Raw genomic sequence first — 19,486 nt, 5'->3', positions numbered from 1 at the left:
AATATATATGATTAATAGCACATTTATTAGATTGGCTTAATGCCTGAACTTTGTTCAGGCATTTTTTTTTGCATAATATTTACATTTACTAACTTCTCTATTTGGTATCTTTACAATTATGATGTTTAAACGCTTATTACTACTCTTACTATTTTCATTTTCTTTGGCTCTTAGTGCACAAGAAGATTTATTTGCACGCGGGTATTTTTCTGACGGTCAGTTTGAAAAGGCATTAATTAGCTACAAAAAACTACATAGTAAAAACAAAAAAAACAGCAACTATTTCTTTAAAATTGTAGAAATAGAAAAACTATTAGAACGTTACACCGATGCTGAAACAAGATTACTAGAAGCGCTTCAAGAAAAAGAAGACCCAGAATTATTAGTAGAACTAGGTCATAATTATCAATTACAAAAAGATAGTATTAACGCAAAAAAATATTACACGCAAGCCATTGCCACTCTGGACGACAACCCCAATAACGCCTATCGCGTTGGACGCGCTTTTGAAACACACTCTCTTTTAGACCAAGCCATAATAACTTATAACAAAGCAATGGCACTAAAATCATCAGTTAATTACAATATGCAATTAGCACGTATATATGGAGAGCAAGGTGAAGTCGAAAAAATGTTTAGTAGCTATATAGATTTTGTGCAAGACAATACCTCCTACTTAAATACAATTAAAAGAAATGTTAGCGAATTTATATCTGAAGACACCAACAATAAAAACAATGTTTATTTAAGAAAAATTCTACTCAAAAAAACACAAGAATCTCAAGATTTAATGTGGAATGAAATGCTAAGTTGGTTATTCATTCAACAAAAAGACTACAACAAAGCATTTATACAAGAGAAAGCAATCTACAAAAGAAAACTAACCAGTTTAAGACGTATGATTGAGTTAGCTTTAATCGTAGAGAATCAAAAACAATATGAAGACGCCATAAAAATATTCAATTTTATTATTGAGAACACTCAAGAAATAGGCACAAAATTATCAGCGCATTTAAAAGTATTAGAAATAAAAACTAAAATTGCACACCCCGAAAACTATGCAGAAATTGACCTAATCTATAATACTATCTTTGACACCTACGGGAAAACACCGCAAACTTTAGATTTACAAATTAGTTATGCGCATTTCCTCGCCTTTTACTTAGATGACCAAGACAAAGCTATTTCATTATTAAAAAATACTTTAAAATATAATCTATATAAATCAGAATTAGCTAAAGCTAAATTAGAGCTAGGTGACATATTGGTATTACAAGAAAAATTTAATCAAGCTTTAATCTATTACACACAAATAGAACGCAATTTAAAAAACAGCACACTAGCACAAGATGCTAGATTTAGAATCGCAAAAGCAAGTTATTATAAAGGTGATTTTAAATGGGCAGAATCTCAACTAAAAATTCTAAAATCGTCCACCTCACAACTAACCGCAAATGATGCTTTAGACTTAAAACTATTGATTAGCGATAATAGAGCGGAAGACTCATTACAAGTCGCTTTAACAAAATACGCGAAAGCAGATTTATTAGCCTTTCAGAACAAAAATGATGCTGCTATTTTAGTTTTAGACAGTATTTTAAAAGATCATAAAACAGAAGTTATCATACCACAAGCACTATTAAAACAAGCCTTGTTATTTGACAAAAGACAAGACTACCTTAGTGCCAAAGCAAATTATTTACGTATTATAAATGACTTCAAAGACAGCATTTTACTAGATAATGCACTATATAATCTAGCTGAACTATCAGTCACTCATTTAACAGATTCTGAAAACGCTCAAAAATTATACGAAGAACTATTATTTAATCATCCCGACAGTATTTATGCTGTAGACGCCAGAAAAAAGTTTAGAGCACTTCGTGGTGATACATTAAATTAACAAAAATATGATAGTAGCTGAAACCGAACGATTAATCATTTCAAAATTCACTATTGCAGATGCACCTTTCTTTTTAGAATTAATAAACACACCTAAATTCAAAAAGTTTGTAGGCGACCGTAATGTAAAAACCGTAGCGCAGGCAGAAGAACGGATTACTAATGGCCATTTAAAAAACTACGAAACTCTAGGTTACGGTTTTTACAAATTGCTCTTAAAATCGGAAAACAACACCCCTATTGGAACAAGTGGTATAACACAACGCGACACTCTAGAACTTCCTGATATTGGTTTTGCAATGCTTCCTCAATATGAAGGCCAAGGTTACGGGCTAGAATCTTCAAAATTAATACTGCAATTGGCTAAAGATGTATTCAAAATCCCTAAAATAGCCGCAATAACATCAGAACATAACGCTGGATCCATAAAATTAATAGAAAAATTAGGATTAACTTATGAAAAAAGGGTAAAACCCTTTGAGGATGATGTAGAACTTGTGTTATTTGCAAAAACTTTACTGTAATTAGCATTCCGTATAAATTTAGGAATACATTAAACATAAAAAAATGTACATATATAACGTCACTGTAAATATAGACGAAAGCGCTCATGACGAGTGGTTAATCTGGATAAAGGAACACATTCCTAAAGTACTAGCGACTGGTAAATTTGAAAAAGCGACCTTAACCAAAGTTCTAGTAGAGGAAGACATGGGCGGACAAACCTATTCTATCCAATATAAATCATATTCAAGAGAAGCTTTAGATGCCTATTACAAGGAAGACGCAGACACCTTAAGAAACGAAGCTTCAAAGAAGTTTGCCGACAAAATGTTAGCTTTTAGAACAGAGCTTCAAATTGTTGATGAGTATTCTGTAACGTTCAAATAATTCAGCTCAAGCTGAAAAACACTCCCTTTTATGGCAAAATACAAACCAAATAACCATCAGGTTAAAGCAAAAAAATTCTTAGGACAACACTTTTTAGAAGACGAAGGTATTGCTAGAGACATTGCGGATTCATTGACCTTAAATGGTTATAAAAACGTCTTAGAAATTGGTCCAGGAATGGGTGTTTTAACAAAATACTTACTTGATAAACCGATTACGACTTACGCTATAGAAATAGACACAGACAGTGTAGAGTACCTTAAAAACAACTATCTTACTTTAGCCGACAGGATTATTGAAAAAGATTTTTTAAAGTACGATATCACCGAAACATTTAAGGATCAACCTTTTGCTATCATAGGAAACTTCCCTTATAATATTTCAACACAAATAGTCTTTAAAACTTTAGAACTACGCGATCAAATACCAGAATTTTCTGGTATGTTTCAAAAAGAAGTAGCACAACGTATTTGCTCTAAAGAAGGCAGTAAGGTTTACGGTATTCTATCCGTTTTAACTCAGGCCTTTTATGATGCAGAGTATTTATTCACTGTACCGCCTACCGTTTTTAATCCACCACCAAGAGTAGAATCTGGGGTCTTGCGATTAACAAGAAAAGCCGACTACAGTTTACCATGTGACGAAAAATTATTTTTCAGAGTGGTTAAACAAGCATTTCAACAACGTCGCAAAACCATGCGTAACAGTTTAAAAACATTTGAATTGTCAGATAATCTAAAAGCAAACGCTATCTTTGACCAGCGACCAGAACAGCTTAGTGTTACACAATTTTTAGAGTTAACTAGCTTAATAGAAAACGACAAATAATCTAGTGGAAGACAATCAAAACATACAGTTTCAGCTTACAGACGAGCTTATCGAGCGCGTAGAGCTACTTATCGAACAAAAAAACGATGATGACCTTAAGCTACTTTTAGAAGAATTTCATTACGCAGATATTGCCGAAATTCTTGATGAAGTCAACTTAGACGAAGCGATGTATGTTATTAAGCTTCTTGATTCAGAAACCACGTCTGATGTTCTTATGGAATTGGACGAGGATAATCGAGAAAAAGTCTTAAAAAACTTATCTGCAAAAGAAATAGCGGAAGAGATTGAAGAGCTAGATACCGATGATGCAGCAGATATTATTGCAGAATTACCTGAAGCCCGTCAAGCAGAAGTCATTTCGCAAATAGAAGATAAAGAACACAGGGCCGAAATCCAAGAACTTTTAGCGTATGACGAGGACACCGCAGGAGGGTTAATGGCCAAGGAGCTTGTCAAAGTTTATGAAACCTGGACCGTTGCAGAATGCCTACGTCGTATCCGTGGTCAAGCACAAAATGTAAGTCGCGTGCACTCTATATATGTCGTTGATCAACAAGAAAAATTATTAGGTCGTTTATCTTTAAAAGATCTATTAACTGCTAAAAGCGAACAAAAGATAGCCGAATTATCTAATTCCAATGTAGATTACGTTTATGTGGAAGAAGATGCGGAAGAAGTGGCAAAAGTTATGCAAAAGTATGATCTAGAAGCCATTCCTGTTGTTGACCAAAACAAAACCCTATTAGGACGTATTACCATTGATGACATTGTAGATGTTATCCGTGAAGAAGCAGATAAAGATTATCAAATGGCAGCCGGTATATCACAAGATGTAGAAGCTGACGATAGTATCCTAAAACTTACAAAAGCGAGACTACCATGGTTACTTATTGGTATGTTTGGCGGCCTTGGAGCGGCAAGTATAATCGAAGGTTTTAATGGCTCCATGGGCGAATTTATAATCTTACTAAGTTTTGTACCATTAATACAAGCCACAGCCGGAAATGTTGGTGTCCAATCCTCTGCAATTGTAGTGCAAGGATTAGCTAATAACAGTATCGATGGCAACATTATAAAACGTCTTTTTAAAGAAGCTATATTAGGATTAGTTAATGGTTTAGCAATTGCCTTAATTGCAATAGTAGTCACCCATTTTATTTTTAAAACCCCCTATTTAATCTCTATAACAATAGCCATTGCACTAGTTGCTGTAATTATTATGGCTGCATTAATAGGTACATTTATCCCTATATTTTTAGATAAAAGAGGCATCGACCCAGCAGTTGCAACCGGTCCATTTATTACCACAAGTAATGATGTCTTTGGGATACTACTCTATTTTCTAATAGCAAAATCCATCTTAGGGTTTTAATATCATTTGGGCGTTACCTAAAGGTCGTGCCATCCATTATATCTTTTTTTTGCCATTTATGGCAGCAAAAAAAAGGATGCCATTTCTACCACTAACGCTTAAAAACACTACTTTTAAGCTATGAAAGCACTAGACATTACTCAAAAACTATCTAAGTTTACAGATAACTGGCAACCGCATCAAATAGCTATCGTAGACGATATGCAAGTATTGTTAGCCAAGCTTAAAGGCGAATTTGTTTGGCACAGCCATGATAATGAAGACGAACTTTTTCAGGTCATTAAAGGGACACTTTATATGCAATTTAGAGACCGAACAGAAATTGTTAACGCCGGAGAAATTATAGTCGTTCCTAAAGGAGTAGAACATAATCCCACTACAAAAAACAATGAGGAAGTCCACGTCTTACTATTCGAAAAACTAAACACCGCTCATACTGGCAATGTAAAACACGAATTAACGCAGACCAACTATCCAAAAATTTAAATAACAACATACCTCATAAAATGAAAATACTTCATCTAGACTCCAACCATCCGTTACTAATAAATCAGCTTAATGACCTAGGTTATACAAACCATGAAGATTTTACATCGTCTAAAGCAGACATTGAAAACAAAATCAACGAATATGATGGTTTTATAATCAGAAGTCGCTTTAGTATTGATGCTGCATTTTTAGATGCCGCCACAAATTTGAAATTTATAGGACGTGTCGGTGCCGGATTAGAAAACATCGATTGTGACTACGCCAAAAGTAAAGGCATAACATTAATCGCAGCTCCAGAAGGCAATCGCAATGCCGTTGGAGAACACAGTCTAGCAATGCTTCTATCGCTATTTAACAAGCTAAATAAAGCCGACAAAGAGGTTCGAGAAGGCAAATGGCTACGTGAAGACAACAGAGGCTTAGAACTAGACGGGAAAACCGTTGGACTAATCGGCTATGGTAATATGGGAAAAGCATTTGCAAAAAAACTACGTGGTTTTGATGTTACTGTTTTATGCTATGATCTCAAACCTAATGTAGGAGATGAGAACGCTAAGCAAGTAAGCCTATCAGAACTTCAAGAAAAAGCAGAGGTATTAAGTCTACATACTCCAGAAACAGAATCTACTATAAAAATGGTCAATAAAAACCTAATAAACGGGTTTAAGAAACCATTTTGGCTAATAAATACAGCACGTGGCAAAAGTGTGGTCACCTCAGACCTAGTCTCTGCCTTAAAATCAGGACAAATATTAGGAGCAGGTTTAGACGTTTTAGAATACGAGAAATCATCTTTCGAAAACTTGTTTAGTGACAACAACATGCCCGAGGCTTTTAAATACCTCATACAGTCTGACCAAGTAGTACTATCACCACATGTGGCCGGCTGGACTATTCAAAGTAAAGAAAAATTAGCGCAAACTATCGTCGATAAAATCAAAACAAAATTTTGTTAGCCTTATAACTCTAAACTAACTAAAATGAACGCATTAGCAACTACTCCTGAAGATTATATAGCACAACTTCCTCCTGATAGAAAAGTAGCTATTATCAAATTACATAATGTAATACTAAAACATATGCCCCAAGGACTAGAGTCTGGTATGGCTTATGGTATGTTAGCTTATTTTGTTCCAAAGTCCATTTACCCCTCGGGTTACCATTGTAAACCATTTCCGCCTTTACCGTTTATAAATGTTGCGTCTCAAAAAAACTGTATTGTCATTTACCATTCTGGTTTATATGCAAAAGAAGAACTTTATGATTGGTTTGTAACAGAATACCCAAAACACTGTAAATACAAACTAGACATGGGTAAAAGTTGTATCCGATTAAAAAAAACAGATGACATTCCTTATGTTTTGATCGCACAATTATTAGGTAAAATGAGTATTAAAGAGTGGATAACAATTTATGAATCTACATTAAATTTAAAAAAATGAAAAAACGCGTCACAGGAATCGGAGGTCTATTTTTTAAAACAAAAGACCCAAAAGCCTCAAAAGATTGGTATAACAAACATTTAGGTTTTAATACAGACGATTACGGTTCTACCTTTTGGTGGAAGGATAAAGACGGCAATGATTGCTCTACACAATGGAGTCCATTTCCTGAAGATTCCAAACATTTTGAACCTTCGAAAAAAGATTTTATGTTTAACTATCGTGTAGAAAATCTTAAAGAATTAATAAAAGTATTAAAAGAAGAAGGAGTGACTGTTCTGGGTGAAATTGAAGAATATGATTATGGGAAATTTGGTTGGATACTAGATAACGACGGTAACAAAATTGAACTTTGGGAGCCAATCGACAAAATATTTTTAAAATAGTTATTTAGAAATGTAATATATTAGTAATCTACTAACTAACAACAAACCCCATGAGTGAAGACCTTAAAAAGATAGAGAACGACGCTGAACAAACTGTAAATAATTTAGAAGAATCAGTTGAATCAAATGCCACAGACGCAAAAGAAGCAACCAACGACACTACGAATACTTCAAAAGATAAAACGTCAGAGGTACTAGATAAAGCAGAAGCTAAGTTTGAAGATATCAAAACGGAAGCTAAAGAAACATTTGAAAAGGCTAAAGCCAAAGCAACCGAATTCTACAATGAAGATGCCAAAGAGTTTATGGATGACGCTAAAGAAAAAGCATCAAAGATAGCGAAAGAAGCAGGAGAAAAATTTGACGAGTTATCTGATGATGCTAAAGAAACCTACGAAAAAGTAAAGGCTAAAGCCACGGAGTTTTATAACGACGATGCTAAAGAATTTATGGACGACACCAAAGAAAAGGCTTCTAAATTTGCTGACGACGCTGGAGATAAATTAGAAGATTTGGCGGAGGACGCTAAAGAAGTTATTGAAGAAACCACCAAAAAGACTAAGACTTTTTTCCAAAGGCTATTTGGTAAATAATTTTAAATCAAAAAATTTAAAACCAAAATCGGTATTGATTTTGGTTTTTTATGTATTTTTAAAATTGTGATATTGCAATATCATGTTCTAATATAATTAAATTACACGTATCACTATGGGGTTTTCAAAAAGACAATTGTTTAATACTTCTCAAAATCAAGTCGCTAATTTCACTAAAGTTTTAGGGCATCCTGCCAGAATAGCAATGATCCAACATATAAGCGAAAACAAAGATTGTAATTGTAACGCTTTGGTGAAAAGCACAGGATTATCACAACCCACCATATCCCAACACTTAGGTGAGATTAGGAAAATAGGTTTGCTTAAACAAAAGGTACAAGGTAAAAACCTTTTTTACTCTATAGATCTAGAACAACTAAACGAATGCAGACGTGTAGTCAATGATTTTTTTGTTAAGACTCAGGTCAATTGTAATAAGTAATCGTTTAATCTAAATTATAATTAATTGGTAACATAGATACCATTCTATTACTACCAAATACACCTCCAAATAGTAAACTGTTTACAGGAGAATGTATACCAAAATCATCTATATAAAACAGCCTGTTTTCTGCATTTGGCAGCAGAAAAGCTTGATCTAAGTTATCAAAACTAACCACTACTTTTTTAGAATCAAAAAAAGCCACTTCTGTTAAATTATTCTTTCTTTTAACCGTTCTAAAAACAGATTTTTGTGTCGTTTCAAACAATGGATCTGAGTCATCCGCGCTTTCTCTCTTAAACAATCTAAAACCATTTTGTCTAAGTGTGTTTTTAGCCAAACTACGCATAAAATATAATAAAGACGTTTTATAAACAAAGCTTCGATTTTGGATGTAGCGTTTTTTAATCTTCTTTTTACTCAATTCAGAAAAAACACTTGTTCCGCTGTAAAGCACTTTACTAACAGTGTTTAAACCAGAAGGTGGGGTTTTGAATACTATTTCAAAATCAACAAGATTATACTCTACTTTATACCCTAAATACTTATTGATTATAATTATTGGTTGATCTGCCATGGCATACATGGTCTGGTCTACTTTACTATATTTAAGTTTAACCTTATCAAGGTTAGTAATTTTACAATCTTTACTATAGATTGAATGTCCTATAAACTCACGTTTAAAATAACCCATTTTTTTTGCTCTTGACCAATCATCATCAGAAACAATAACCTCTTCTAGATTGTTAGCTTCAGGTTTTAATTTTATTATAGGACTGGTTTGAAGGATGAGTTTATCAATAATTTGACTTTCATACCCTATAGAACTGACCACTAAAGGGACTGTCATGTTTTGTTTAGAAGTTATACTAAATACACCCTCCAAGTCTGTGATGACACCTATTGTAGTCCCATCAAAATAAACCGATACGTTAGGTAAAGGGTAATTTGTGTCTGCATCTAATATTGTACCCGTAAAGGTCTGTGCAAATCCTATAGAATTAACAAATAAAGTAAATAATATTACTAATTTGTTATTCATTCTGCTCCGTAAAACTACGTACCAATTGTGCCTTTTCCACTTTATGGACACCAGTTGATCTACCTCGTTTTTCATCATTTCGTTTTAACTCTCTTGATATAGCATTTTTATTGACCTACAAAATTGAGTCTATATCTGTTTGGTTTAGTCTTACTTGTAATAATTTTTCATGCAAGACGAATATAAATATTAATTTAAAACTACTAGTATAAAATCCTGTAGTTTTAAATATTCGTATTGCACTTATTACTTGAACTTAGACTTTAATAAAACCTAAAAAAGTTTATAATGTAATATTAAACGGTAACGAAACGCGTTATTTGGATTATTTTTCCACATATCAAAATGAACATGCACTTTATAACCTTTTAATCTTAAAACAAAAATAAAGAAGTTTACTTTTTACCTACACTGCTATATCCTTTTGATTTTTTCACTTATAAAACGAATCATTGATCAATTGTATAAATCAGAATTTCTATAATGTCATTCTATCCTAACTATATAACAAAATACAACGTGGCAAATCTTGCAAATTAGGATGTTCCATTGTAAGGTTTATTAATCATGTGATTAATAACTCTATTCTTTTATTACAAAAATACCAACTAAATTAAGCAGTACTTTACTAATCTGAAATTATTCAGGCAGATTCTATTCGTTCATTTTATAATACAGCCCAAAAGGATTTCCACTACTCCATTCCGTTTCATTTCATTTCATTTCGTTAACAAGAAATGTATTAATTACAGAAACCTCTAGTTGTTACTATCAACCGAAATTGTAAAACATTCGAAAAAAAAAAAACAGAAAATAGAAAATAGAAAACAACTAACGATAAGCCTCCCATAATGCTACAAAATAGGGGTCAAAACCTTCTTCCCACTCTACATCATAAAAGCGATCCGTATAATCAAAAACAGCGGGCCAATTCCATTCGACTTCCACACCCATAAGTCTGGCAGCAAAAATATGCTTTGTTTGGGCATACCCGACAACACCTCTATAAGTAGCTCCCCAATTTGCATTGTCTTCATCTGGCTCATCGGCATGATGAATTCCCCATTCAGCCATTCCAATATCACTTACTTCATAAGGAATAGGTAGCGCTCTATCATCAGGATCCCAAGCATCGCTATGTGTCATAGCAACTTCTGCAGTACTAACATAAAAGTGTTGCTGATCATCTTGAAAGATAAAATGTTGTTCTTTATCTGCATGACTTAGCATATCAGTATTATTTAACACTTTAGCCGCTAGTAAAAGTGGCATCTTTCTACCTAAATTATGTCCTCCACTATTATTCCAATGTGTACCAGTACGCGTTAAACCATATATATCTATCCCATATTGCACCAAATTAATTAAAAGATGTTCTTTTTCCTCATTGGAGTAGTCTAATTGTAAAAGTATTAATCCTATTGCTGATTTATTAGCAAGGTCTCTACCATAAGCGGGCATATGATTTGCGGGATGAATATCTCTTGAAGTCCACGCTGTATTATGCTCTAACCATACTTTATCATAATAATGTGAAACGTCTTCAATATCTGGCTCTAATCCCAATCGTGCATAAGAACCTAAAGCATTATAATCAAGATCGCTAATGGTTGCAATAGCTGTTTTATCTGTACCTGTATATGGTGGTCTAAACGCGCCTTCTACCGGGATTTCATCAACTACCGTTAATATAGCCGCATCACTAATAATAGGTCTTCCTTCGGCTGAAGCTGTAGAAATGGATTTTATTATAGAACTACCTGCCGAAACCACTAAATTTACATTTGTGTTACCTGGATCAATATTAAGAGTGTTATCATACCCCATATCTCTACTTTCACTGTCATAACCTTGGTTTTCACTGTTTTCTGGATTTATCATCGCACCATTAATGATACGTCCTCCATTATTTTGTGAAACAGGCGTTATATCCGAAATGACAACATCGTTCCCATTATTGTACACCCAATAATCACCATTAGCATATTGGCCAGTCGTATAAGATTCTGTAAAATGGAAAACGATAAGATCGTTGTAATAAGAAATAATATTAGTTTCATCTCCGATTTGCTCTTCCGGTTCTTCTATTACCACAACCTCCTCTTCTGTGGTTTCAGGTACATTATTTTCAGAATCACACCCTTGTAAAAAAACTAATGAAACAAACACGATGAATATCTTAAAAAAATGCGCAGAAGGAACATAATCTGGCATAAAACTGCTTACATTACTTGTCATGAAAATAAAATTTAATTTAAAAGAACAAGCACCAAAAATACAAATGACTTCTAATAAATATATTATTGTTCCCTGAGATACAACCGATAAAAATCAGAACACTCATATTAACATACGTTGATTTCCAAGAATTAGATTCTTATAAATCTAAAAAACAACATAAACCTTCTCCAGAGTAGCAATTACAAACGTTATTTCAGTCTAGTTTTCGTTAAAAAATTAAATTCAAAAAAAAAAGATCAATATAAACACAAATACTTTATGTTAACTCTCAATCAAATTACGGTAGTAGTAATTATTCTTGAACAGCAGTCTGTCCATTTAATTAAGAATATAATCTAACGGTAAAGTATCACCTAGCCTTTCGTCACTCATTCTACCTCCAAAAATAATACTATTTACGGGTGTATAATTTCCCATTACATCAATCTTAAAGGATTTTAACAAGGGTTGAATAAATGACAATTCTTTATCATTGTATTTAATATAAAAGGAATCACTTAAAGTAACCTCCTTTAAGCCTTGATTTTCTAAAGAATTTATAGTTACAGCATCCTCTACTTCAACTAACATTTCATTACGAATAATTTTAAAATTCTCTTTTTCTAAAAGACCTTCAGATAATGATCTCAAGAAATGCAAACTAGAGCCTTTGTAAGCCCTTAGTCTTCTCTTGAAAACTTTACTATCAGACTTTTTAATATCCTTAAAAAGAACAATACCATTAAAAAACACAGATTTGACGGAATAACCAGAATTTAGCTGCTCTTTATTATTATTTAGAATATCATCTCTTGTCAGAACTGCAGTTGACAACACATTACGATTAACCGCTTCTTTTTCAAAATTAATAGTAAAGTCTTGTAAATCGTATTCAATTGAATAATTTAGTCTTCTATTTTCAATTATAATAGGTTTTGAAGCACTTGCCACTAACTCCATACTACTCTCTATGAATCTAAGTCTTATATCCTCCTCATTAAGTATTACACAAGACTTTCCATTTAATGTTTTCCCCAAGAATTGATCCTTAAAATACTTTAACTTAGTCTTTCTGGCCCATTTATCATTTGACAAAATGACAACTTCATCTAAAGCACTAACTTCTTCTTCCAATTTAATATCATAGACAATTCCAGGCTTATAACTTTGTAAATAGAATTTTTGATACCCTAAATAAGAAATAATCAAAGGTGTTTTTAAATCTTTATAATAAGGTATTTCAAATTCTCCTTTTATATTTGTTAAAACACCTATCGTAGTATTATTAAAATAAACTTCAACACTTTCTAATGAGTTACTTGTTTCTATAGACGTTACAACTCCCTTTATTACTTGCGCTTGAACAGAACTAAATGTTAAAACTAAAAATAGGAAGATTATTTTTTTCATAAAAAACTATGTTAAATTAAAGTCTCTCCATTCTGCTCAGTAAACTTACGTTCTAATTCCGCTTGAAACTCCTCCATCACGGGTCTAACTGTACTTTCAGGCAAGTCTGCAATCTTGATATACATTAAACCATCCACCGCATTATTAAATAATGGGTCTACATTAAAAGCGACTAAGCGTGCATTTTGTTTAATATACTTTTTAAGCAATACTGGCAATCTTAAAGCACCTGGCTCAATCTCATCAATAATCTTATCAAATTTATTTAAATCAGCCTCTGTAGCGTCAAAAACAAAGTCTTTATCAGCATCTTTAAGTTTTACTTTAAATTCTTTTTTAGGGTGAACATATTGAGCGACGTACGGATCATAATAATGAGATTTCATAAATTCAATCATTAAAGACTTAGAGAATTCTGAAAACTGATTACTAATACTAACCCCTCCAATTAAATACTTATGTTCAGGATGACGTAATGTTGTATGCACAATACCTTTCCATAATAAAAATAAAGGCATTGGTTTTTGTTGGTATTCCTTAATTATAAAGGCACGTCCCATTTCAATGGACTCGCTCATCATTTTATATAATTCAGGTTCAAAACCAAATAAATCTTGTAGATAAAAGCCATTAATACCATAATTAGCAAATATTTGAGACCCTAATCCCATTCTATATGCTCCTGCTAAAACATTAGCTTCACTATCCCATAAAAATAAATGGTGGTAATAATTATCAAATTCATCCAAATCAATAGGTTCATTTGTCCCTTCTCCAACTGCTCTAAAAGTAATCTCTCTCAATCGTCCAATCTCGCGTAGCAAGTTTGGCATATCTGCTGCAGTAGATAAAAAGACCTCATAATTTTTACTTGTCAATAATTTACAATCTTGCTCTCGTAATGTATCAACCTCCTTTATCATAGCCTCCTGGCTAACGGGAGTTACAATTTGCTTAGGTGCTTTTACCGATTTTGGAGATTTTAAGCTAGAAGAAATAGTATCTATAATCTTCTCCTTAGGTTGAAAAGCATTAGACAACATATATGTTTTTCTTCTAATAAATTCTGAGAAATCTGCTAGAGATTCATGTTCTCCTTGACTTTTAACAGAAATTGGTTTCCCTATCCTAACCTTAATAACCCGACGTTTTTGTGTAAACAATTCGGAAGGCAATTTAGCCGTTCTAAAAATGTCACTAATTTTTGACAACTTATAAAACAACTTACTATTTTGTGCATGAAAATATATTGGAACAACAGGAACATTAGCTTTTTTAACTAACTTCATAGCTGCCTCTTCCCAAGGTTTATCAACCACTAATTTACCATCTCTATAAGTAGACACCTCTCCTGCAGGAAAAATCCCCAATGGATGTCCATCTCTCAAGTGAGAAATAGAGCCCTTAAACCCTGTTAAGCTAGATTTTACATCCTTCCTGTCTTCAAAAGGGTTAACAGGCATTATATAAGGCTTCATTGGCTCTATACGATGTAATAAAAAATTAGCTATTATTTTAAAATCTTCGCGCTGTTCAAGCATTAATTTTAAAAGTAAAATACCATCAATACCTCCCAATGGATGGTTAGAAACGGTAATATAAGCGCCATCTTTTGGTAATCGCTTTAAATCTTCTTCAGGAATTTCGAATTTAATTTGAAATTCATCTAAAATTCCATTCAAAAACTCTAAATGTGACAAATGTTTGTTACGATTATAGACATTATTTAAGCTCGAAATTTTCAATACTTTCATTAGTATCCAACCAACAAATGTCCCCAAAAACCCGTATTTACTGAGCTTTATAGCGCTTGAAACTTCTTTTGCTGTGACTAATCCCATTTATTTTTATTCATATTAGAATTCACAAATGTAATTCATTAGATTTATTTAGTTACTATTTGTAATGTCTCTTGGAACATTTGTTTTAATAAAACTGTTTTTCCTGCTTCCAATTCTTCTACTGACTTATCATCGTAATGCCTTATGGTATATAGAGAAACACCGGTATTACAAGTCAATTTAAAATTAGCTTTTAATTGCAATAATAAAGTTTCTAAATTATTATAATTATCATCAAAGCAAACAGAAAAACTAATGGCAGAATTCTGTATAACACTAACCTTCATTTTGTATTTGGATAGCAAATTAAAGATTTTACTAATATTATCCTCAACGATATAAGAAAAATCTAATGTAGACAACGATAATAAAACTTGATTTTTCTTAACAATAAAGCAAGGTACTTTAGGTAGTAAACCGAACGTTTTATTGACCACTGTCCCTTCCCCTTGAGGATTTAAAAAAGACTTAACGTATAACGGAATTTCTTTGCGTTGCAAAGGTTGCAACGTTTTAGGATGAATAACAGAAGCACCATAAAAGGCTAATTCAATAGCTTCAGTATACGAAATAGAATTAAGTAATTGTGTGTTTTTAAAATGTCTTGGATCTGCATTTAAAACACCCGGGACGTCTTTCCAAATAGTCACACTATCAGCATTTAAACAATACGCCAAAATAGCGGCAGTATAATCACTTCCTTCTCGACCTAAGGTCGTTGTGAAATTATTAGCATCGCTACCTAAAAACCCTTGAGTTATATTAAGCTTTTTCGAATCTATATGTTTAGTAACTAATTGTTGAGTTTCTTCCCAGTTAACATTAGCATTTCTGTAATAACTATCTGTTTTAATTAACTGCCTAACATCTAGCCAATGGTTGTTAAAACCTTTAAAAACCAAATATTGACTAATAATTAATGTGGACAATAATTCTCCAAAACCAATAACTTGATCATAAACAAAACTATAATCGGGAGATTTATTTGTCTTTAAAAAATTTCTAAGCTCTTCAAATAAATCTTCAGTTATTTTAAAAACATGATGATTACTATTATTAAAAAGAGCAATCATAATATCCTTATGATAGTCGACAATACCCTGAATAGTACTATTTAACTCTTTTTTATCATCAAAATAAGCACCAACCACTAATTCCAAAGCATTAGTCATTTTACCCATTGCAGAGACAACTATTATCGTCTTTTCATGTCCTACTTGTTCTAATACCGAAATTAAATTCTTTACCCCTTTAGCATCTTTAACAGAAGCACCTCCAAACTTAAATACTCTCATTTATAAATTTTCGATATATTGTCTAATACTGGATTCATCCATTTGTACTAAATACCAATCTTTTAAAAGTGTAGCGCCTTTACTTTCGTAAAACTTAATCGCTGGTTCATTCCAATCTAAAACTTCCCAGCAAATACGCTTAACCCCTAAACTATAACCATATTTAATAACTTCATCTAATAATAAAGTTCCTAGACCTTCTCCTCTGTAATCATGACTAACAATTAAATCTTCAAGATGTACTGTTTTACCTTTCCAGGTAGAAAAACGAATATAAATTAAAGCAATCGCTACGATTGTATTGTCCTTTTCAGCAACAAAACAAGTGAACAATGGTTGTTTTCCAAAACCATTTTCTAATAAATCTGCCTCAGTTACAATAACCGCATCAGGCTCTTTTTCAAAAACGGCAAGCTCTTGTATCAAGCCTAAAATAGCTGAAACATCCTTTTTTTCAGCAAAACGAATAGTATAGTCCATAGATATTAAATTTAACCAAATATACTTTAAGAATTTTTGTTAAACCAAAATATGGCAAACTACAACGTTATAATTACTAAAAAATACGATATTTGTGAAAATAAACACAACTACTACCCATGTCCAAGAAAAATCAAACTTTAGGAGAATTTATTATTGAAAACCAAGCGTCTTTCAAATATACTTCTGGAGAACTATCTCGTTTAATAAACTCTATCCGTCTAGCTGCCAAGGTTGTAAACCATGAAGTTAACAAAGCGGGATTAGTTGATATTATTGGCGCAGCAGGAGATACAAACATCCAAGGTGAAGACCAACAAAAATTAGATGTTTACGCTAACGATAAATTTATTCAAACGCTTACTAATCGTAACATTGTTTGTGGTATTGCTAGTGAAGAAGAAGATGATTTTATCACCATTAATAGCCAAGATGACAACAATCAAAACAAATATATTGTTTTAATAGATCCTTTAGATGGGTCTTCAAATATTGATGTTAACGTCTCTGTTGGTACTATTTTTTCTATTTATAGACGTGTTACCCCTGTAGGAACACCTGTTACTATTGAGGATTTTTTACAACCAGGTAACCAACAAGTAGCAGCTGGTTATGTTGTGTACGGGACTTCGACCATGCTGGTTTACACTACAGGTCATGGTGTTAATGGCTTTACTTTAAATCCTGCAATAGGGACCTTTTACTTATCGCATCCAGAAATGCAATTCCCAGAAGACGGAAATATTTATTCTGTAAACGAAGGTAATTACACACATTTTCCTCAAGGCGTAAAAAACTACATAAAATACTGCCAAATGGAGGAAGAGGATAGACCTTATACCTCAAGATACATTGGCTCTTTAGTTTCAGATTTTCATCGAAATATGATTAAAGGAGGTATCTATATGTACCCTAAAAGCTCCAAAAATCAAGACGGTAAATTACGTTTACTTTACGAGTGTAATCCTATGGCCTATCTTGCAGAACAAGCCAATGGAAGAGCAAGTGATGGCTTTAAACGCATTATGGATATTGAACCTTCTGAACTCCACCAAAGAGTACCTTTTTTCTGTGGAAGTAAAAACATGGTCTTAAAAGCAGAAGAATTCATGCAAAACACCGATTAAATACCATAGTGTCCATTTTTTTGCTACTTTTGACATATAAACTATCCTAATGGCAAATACAGACAAAATAAAGGACCAAACTGTGCAATCATCTACGGACGCGACTTCAAAAATTGACGCCATCAAACAGCTTATTTTTGGTGAAAACATGCAAGCTTATGATAGCGAGTTTGAAACACTAAAACAAGATATTCTTACCAAAAAGCAAGAATTGGAAGCACTGATGGATGATGTGAAGTCTGAAATACTTCAAAACATTGATAACCTAAGTACGGATATCAATATTAGAATTACTGAGCTTGAAAACAGCTTTGAAGACAAAGCAGATGTATTAAACGAGAAAAAAGTAGACCGAAAATTATTAGGCGAACTCTTTACAAAATTAGGCGAAAAAATAAGTCAGTAAAACCTTGATTTGCAAATGAATCAAGACGATAAATTAAAAAGCCTTAGAGACATCTTACTTAAAGATGAGCATGAGTATGTGACATCATTAGAAGAAAAAATTAAGACGCTTGAAGATTTAATCACTAAGCAAAATAATTTATCGGAACATATAGACCCTATTCTAGACAAAAAACTAGAAACGTTTATTAAGGACATGCCTAAAACCTTAGGACCAACAATTACCGAAACATTAAAATCGGAAATTAAAAACTCTCAGGATGCCATTGTTGAAGCCTTATTCCCTATTATTGGAAAGTTAATAAAACGATACGTCCAAAAAGAAATACAAGTACTCTCTGAAAACATTAACAACAGTGTCAACAACACGTTTTCCTTTAAAAGTTTTAAAAGAAAATTTAGGTCTAAAAAATCAGGAGTTTCAGAAGGAGATTTATTAATTCAAGATCAATTTAAATCTAAAATTGAACAAATCATGGTCATTGAGAGTGGCTCAGGTTTAATTGTCTCAGAGTACTCCAAAACAAATACTATAGATCAAGATACAGTGGCAGGAATGCTAACCGCTATAAAAAGTTTTGCGGAAGATGCTTTCACTATAGGTATTCAAAATCTAGAATATATCGAATATGAAAATTACCATATACATCTACAAAATTTTTCAAATTATTATATTGCAGTAGCAATATCAGGTGCATTTACCGCAACATTTAGAAGCAAACTTGAAGATAAGCTCTTAGATTTTGCACAAAATGTAATAAACAAAACAGATTTAAATAATAGTGAGGTTTTCAGCACTAAACTAAAAGATTACTTTGAAAATGAAAATATCTAAAAAAATAGTTCTAATTGGTCACTTTGGTGTAGGGAAATCTTCTTTAATAAGACGATTTGTACAAGACACTTTTAGTGAAGATTATAAAGTAACCATTGGTGTACATGTCTTAAAAAAAGAAATTACACTACCTAAAACTAATGACGACATTACACTAGTCATTTGGGATTTAGAAGGAAACGATGACATATCAAATACAAGACCGTCTTACCTACTTGGTACAAATGGTTTTTTATATGTGTTTGACATGACTAGACCAGCAACCTACGAACAATTAGAATCTGACTTAGATTATATTAAAGACCGCTACCCAAAAACACCAATAAAAGTTATTGGTAACAAAAAAGATTTAGTCACAAACGAATTTATTAAGCAAAACAAAGATGTTTTTGGACGTTTTGTCGATTTTTACACAAGTGCAAAGTCAGGTAAAAATGTTGAGGATGTTTTTACTAAATTAGCAGAAGCCGTAACCAAATAAGC

Annotated in this window: 21 protein-coding genes; 15 read left to right on the top strand and 6 right to left on the bottom strand. The window is 32.6% G+C overall.

The features are described from left to right. Positions 1-118 precede the first annotated feature (118 nt). The 11 genes from H0I26_RS04930 (at position 119) to H0I26_RS04880 (ending at position 8,348) form a co-directional block, all read left to right on the top strand. Positions 119-1,903 carry a tetratricopeptide repeat protein gene (locus H0I26_RS04930; RefSeq protein WP_256935264.1) on the top strand — a complete coding sequence of 595 codons (1,785 nt, stop codon included), beginning with the start codon at positions 119-121 and terminating at the stop codon, positions 1,901-1,903. Between the two features lie 7 nt (positions 1,904-1,910). Further along, positions 1,911-2,426 carry a GNAT family N-acetyltransferase gene (locus H0I26_RS04925; RefSeq protein ID WP_218701274.1) on the top strand — a complete coding sequence of 172 codons (516 nt, stop codon included), beginning with the start codon at positions 1,911-1,913 and terminating at the stop codon, positions 2,424-2,426. A gap of 43 nt (positions 2,427-2,469) precedes the next feature. Continuing rightward, positions 2,470-2,793, top strand: a complete 324-nt coding sequence (locus H0I26_RS04920) for a DUF4286 family protein (RefSeq protein WP_218701273.1) — start codon at positions 2,470-2,472, stop codon at positions 2,791-2,793. 30 nt (positions 2,794-2,823) lie between these two features. Continuing rightward, complete coding sequence (gene rsmA / locus H0I26_RS04915; protein WP_101016453.1) at positions 2,824-3,621, top strand: 16S rRNA (adenine(1518)-N(6)/adenine(1519)-N(6))-dimethyltransferase RsmA; 798 nt, start codon at positions 2,824-2,826, stop codon at positions 3,619-3,621. A 4-nt stretch (positions 3,622-3,625) separates the two neighbouring features. Further along, positions 3,626-4,996, top strand: coding sequence for a magnesium transporter (gene mgtE, locus H0I26_RS04910; RefSeq protein ID WP_232735133.1), 1,371 nt, complete (start codon positions 3,626-3,628; stop codon positions 4,994-4,996). Positions 4,997-5,116: 120 nt separating this feature from the next. Next, entirely contained in the window at positions 5,117-5,482 is a 366-nt protein-coding gene (locus tag H0I26_RS04905) for a cupin domain-containing protein (RefSeq protein ID WP_218701272.1), read from the top strand. Between the two features lie 20 nt (positions 5,483-5,502). Next, a complete protein-coding gene (locus tag H0I26_RS04900; protein WP_218701271.1) occupies positions 5,503-6,441 on the top strand; it encodes a 2-hydroxyacid dehydrogenase in 939 nt (312 codons plus the stop codon). 24 nt (positions 6,442-6,465) lie between these two features. Beyond that, complete coding sequence (locus H0I26_RS04895) at positions 6,466-6,927, top strand: DUF1801 domain-containing protein (protein WP_218701270.1); 462 nt, start codon at positions 6,466-6,468, stop codon at positions 6,925-6,927. Beyond that, positions 6,924-7,313, top strand: a complete 390-nt coding sequence (locus tag H0I26_RS04890; RefSeq protein WP_101016446.1) for a VOC family protein — start codon at positions 6,924-6,926, stop codon at positions 7,311-7,313. Before H0I26_RS04895 ends, H0I26_RS04890 begins: the two co-directional genes overlap by 4 nt. A gap of 50 nt (positions 7,314-7,363) precedes the next feature. Beyond that, a complete protein-coding gene (locus H0I26_RS04885; protein WP_218701269.1) occupies positions 7,364-7,906 on the top strand; it encodes a hypothetical protein in 543 nt (180 codons plus the stop codon). A gap of 115 nt (positions 7,907-8,021) precedes the next feature. Continuing rightward, entirely contained in the window at positions 8,022-8,348 is a 327-nt protein-coding gene (locus tag H0I26_RS04880; RefSeq protein WP_218701268.1) for an ArsR/SmtB family transcription factor, read from the top strand. 4 nt (positions 8,349-8,352) lie between these two features. Here H0I26_RS04880 and H0I26_RS04875 read toward each other — a convergent pair whose 3' ends face one another. The 6 genes from H0I26_RS04875 to H0I26_RS04850 all read right to left on the bottom strand — a co-directional run bounded on the left by H0I26_RS04875 (position 8,353) and on the right by H0I26_RS04850 (position 16,636). Next, positions 8,353-9,390: a carboxypeptidase-like regulatory domain-containing protein gene (locus H0I26_RS04875; RefSeq protein ID WP_218701267.1), complete on the bottom strand. Its 1,038-nt coding sequence runs from the start codon at positions 9,388-9,390 to the stop codon at positions 8,353-8,355. An 831-nt stretch (positions 9,391-10,221) separates the two neighbouring features. Continuing rightward, positions 10,222-11,628, bottom strand: coding sequence for a hypothetical protein (locus tag H0I26_RS04870; RefSeq protein WP_218701266.1), 1,407 nt, complete (start codon positions 11,626-11,628; stop codon positions 10,222-10,224). 321 nt (positions 11,629-11,949) lie between these two features. After that, a complete protein-coding gene (locus H0I26_RS04865; RefSeq protein WP_218701265.1) occupies positions 11,950-13,020 on the bottom strand; it encodes a carboxypeptidase-like regulatory domain-containing protein in 1,071 nt (356 codons plus the stop codon). Positions 13,021-13,031: 11 nt separating this feature from the next. Next, positions 13,032-14,861 carry a GNAT family N-acyltransferase gene (locus H0I26_RS04860; RefSeq protein ID WP_218701264.1) on the bottom strand — a complete coding sequence of 610 codons (1,830 nt, stop codon included), beginning with the start codon at positions 14,859-14,861 and terminating at the stop codon, positions 13,032-13,034. Between the two features lie 44 nt (positions 14,862-14,905). Next, positions 14,906-16,156: an aspartate kinase gene (locus H0I26_RS04855; protein ID WP_218701263.1), complete on the bottom strand. Its 1,251-nt coding sequence runs from the start codon at positions 16,154-16,156 to the stop codon at positions 14,906-14,908. Beyond that, entirely contained in the window at positions 16,157-16,636 is a 480-nt protein-coding gene (locus H0I26_RS04850; protein ID WP_218701262.1) for a GNAT family N-acetyltransferase, read from the bottom strand. It lies immediately after the preceding gene. 119 nt (positions 16,637-16,755) lie between these two features. On the opposite strand from H0I26_RS04850, the gene fbp reads away from it, so the two are divergent. The 4 genes from fbp to H0I26_RS04830 are packed head-to-tail and all read left to right on the top strand — an operon-like array spanning position 16,756 to position 19,484. Beyond that, on the top strand, positions 16,756-17,763 hold the full coding sequence (fbp, locus tag H0I26_RS04845; protein WP_218701261.1) for a class 1 fructose-bisphosphatase: 1,008 nt from the start codon (positions 16,756-16,758) through the stop codon (positions 17,761-17,763). A 49-nt stretch (positions 17,764-17,812) separates the two neighbouring features. Further along, a complete protein-coding gene (locus H0I26_RS04840) occupies positions 17,813-18,169 on the top strand; it encodes a fructose 1,6-bisphosphatase (protein ID WP_218701260.1) in 357 nt (118 codons plus the stop codon). Positions 18,170-18,184: 15 nt separating this feature from the next. Continuing rightward, on the top strand, positions 18,185-19,003 hold the full coding sequence (locus H0I26_RS04835) for a cell envelope biogenesis protein OmpA (RefSeq protein ID WP_218701259.1): 819 nt from the start codon (positions 18,185-18,187) through the stop codon (positions 19,001-19,003). After that, on the top strand, positions 18,990-19,484 hold the full coding sequence (locus H0I26_RS04830) for a Rab family GTPase (protein ID WP_218701258.1): 495 nt from the start codon (positions 18,990-18,992) through the stop codon (positions 19,482-19,484). Before H0I26_RS04835 ends, H0I26_RS04830 begins: the two co-directional genes overlap by 14 nt. Positions 19,485-19,486 lie beyond the last annotated feature (2 nt).

It is taken from the genome of Olleya sp. HaHaR_3_96, from assembly GCF_019278545.1.
In the GTDB taxonomy this organism is placed as follows: Bacteria; Bacteroidota; Bacteroidia; order Flavobacteriales; family Flavobacteriaceae; genus Olleya.
Note: the sequence above shows the minus strand (reverse complement) of the source record. Positions and strands in the feature narration are given on the sequence as shown.

What these genes read in the sequence shown, in the direction of transcription:
- H0I26_RS04930 (WP_256935264.1), top strand. Translation starts at nt 119, where the DNA reads ATGATGTTTAAACGCTTATTACTACTCTTACTATTTTCATTTTCTTTG.
- H0I26_RS04925 (WP_218701274.1), top strand. Translation starts at nt 1,911, where the DNA reads ATGATAGTAGCTGAAACCGAACGATTAATCATTTCAAAATTCACTATT.
- H0I26_RS04920 (WP_218701273.1), top strand. Translation starts at nt 2,470, where the DNA reads ATGTACATATATAACGTCACTGTAAATATAGACGAAAGCGCTCATGAC.
- rsmA (WP_101016453.1), top strand. Translation starts at nt 2,824, where the DNA reads ATGGCAAAATACAAACCAAATAACCATCAGGTTAAAGCAAAAAAATTC.
- H0I26_RS04905 (WP_218701272.1), top strand. Translation starts at nt 5,117, where the DNA reads ATGAAAGCACTAGACATTACTCAAAAACTATCTAAGTTTACAGATAAC.
- H0I26_RS04900 (WP_218701271.1), top strand. Translation starts at nt 5,503, where the DNA reads ATGAAAATACTTCATCTAGACTCCAACCATCCGTTACTAATAAATCAG.
- H0I26_RS04895 (WP_218701270.1), top strand. Translation starts at nt 6,466, where the DNA reads ATGAACGCATTAGCAACTACTCCTGAAGATTATATAGCACAACTTCCT.
- H0I26_RS04890 (WP_101016446.1), top strand. Translation starts at nt 6,924, where the DNA reads ATGAAAAAACGCGTCACAGGAATCGGAGGTCTATTTTTTAAAACAAAA.
- H0I26_RS04885 (WP_218701269.1), top strand. Translation starts at nt 7,364, where the DNA reads ATGAGTGAAGACCTTAAAAAGATAGAGAACGACGCTGAACAAACTGTA.
- H0I26_RS04880 (WP_218701268.1), top strand. Translation starts at nt 8,022, where the DNA reads ATGGGGTTTTCAAAAAGACAATTGTTTAATACTTCTCAAAATCAAGTC.
- H0I26_RS04875 (WP_218701267.1), bottom strand. Translation starts at nt 9,390, where the DNA reads ATGAATAACAAATTAGTAATATTATTTACTTTATTTGTTAATTCTATA.
- H0I26_RS04870 (WP_218701266.1), bottom strand. Translation starts at nt 11,628, where the DNA reads ATGACAAGTAATGTAAGCAGTTTTATGCCAGATTATGTTCCTTCTGCG.
- H0I26_RS04865 (WP_218701265.1), bottom strand. Translation starts at nt 13,020, where the DNA reads ATGAAAAAAATAATCTTCCTATTTTTAGTTTTAACATTTAGTTCTGTT.
- H0I26_RS04860 (WP_218701264.1), bottom strand. Translation starts at nt 14,861, where the DNA reads ATGGGATTAGTCACAGCAAAAGAAGTTTCAAGCGCTATAAAGCTCAGT.
- H0I26_RS04855 (WP_218701263.1), bottom strand. Translation starts at nt 16,156, where the DNA reads ATGAGAGTATTTAAGTTTGGAGGTGCTTCTGTTAAAGATGCTAAAGGG.
- H0I26_RS04850 (WP_218701262.1), bottom strand. Translation starts at nt 16,636, where the DNA reads ATGGACTATACTATTCGTTTTGCTGAAAAAAAGGATGTTTCAGCTATT.
- fbp (WP_218701261.1), top strand. Translation starts at nt 16,756, where the DNA reads ATGTCCAAGAAAAATCAAACTTTAGGAGAATTTATTATTGAAAACCAA.
- H0I26_RS04840 (WP_218701260.1), top strand. Translation starts at nt 17,813, where the DNA reads ATGGCAAATACAGACAAAATAAAGGACCAAACTGTGCAATCATCTACG.
- H0I26_RS04835 (WP_218701259.1), top strand. Translation starts at nt 18,185, where the DNA reads ATGAATCAAGACGATAAATTAAAAAGCCTTAGAGACATCTTACTTAAA.
- H0I26_RS04830 (WP_218701258.1), top strand. Translation starts at nt 18,990, where the DNA reads ATGAAAATATCTAAAAAAATAGTTCTAATTGGTCACTTTGGTGTAGGG.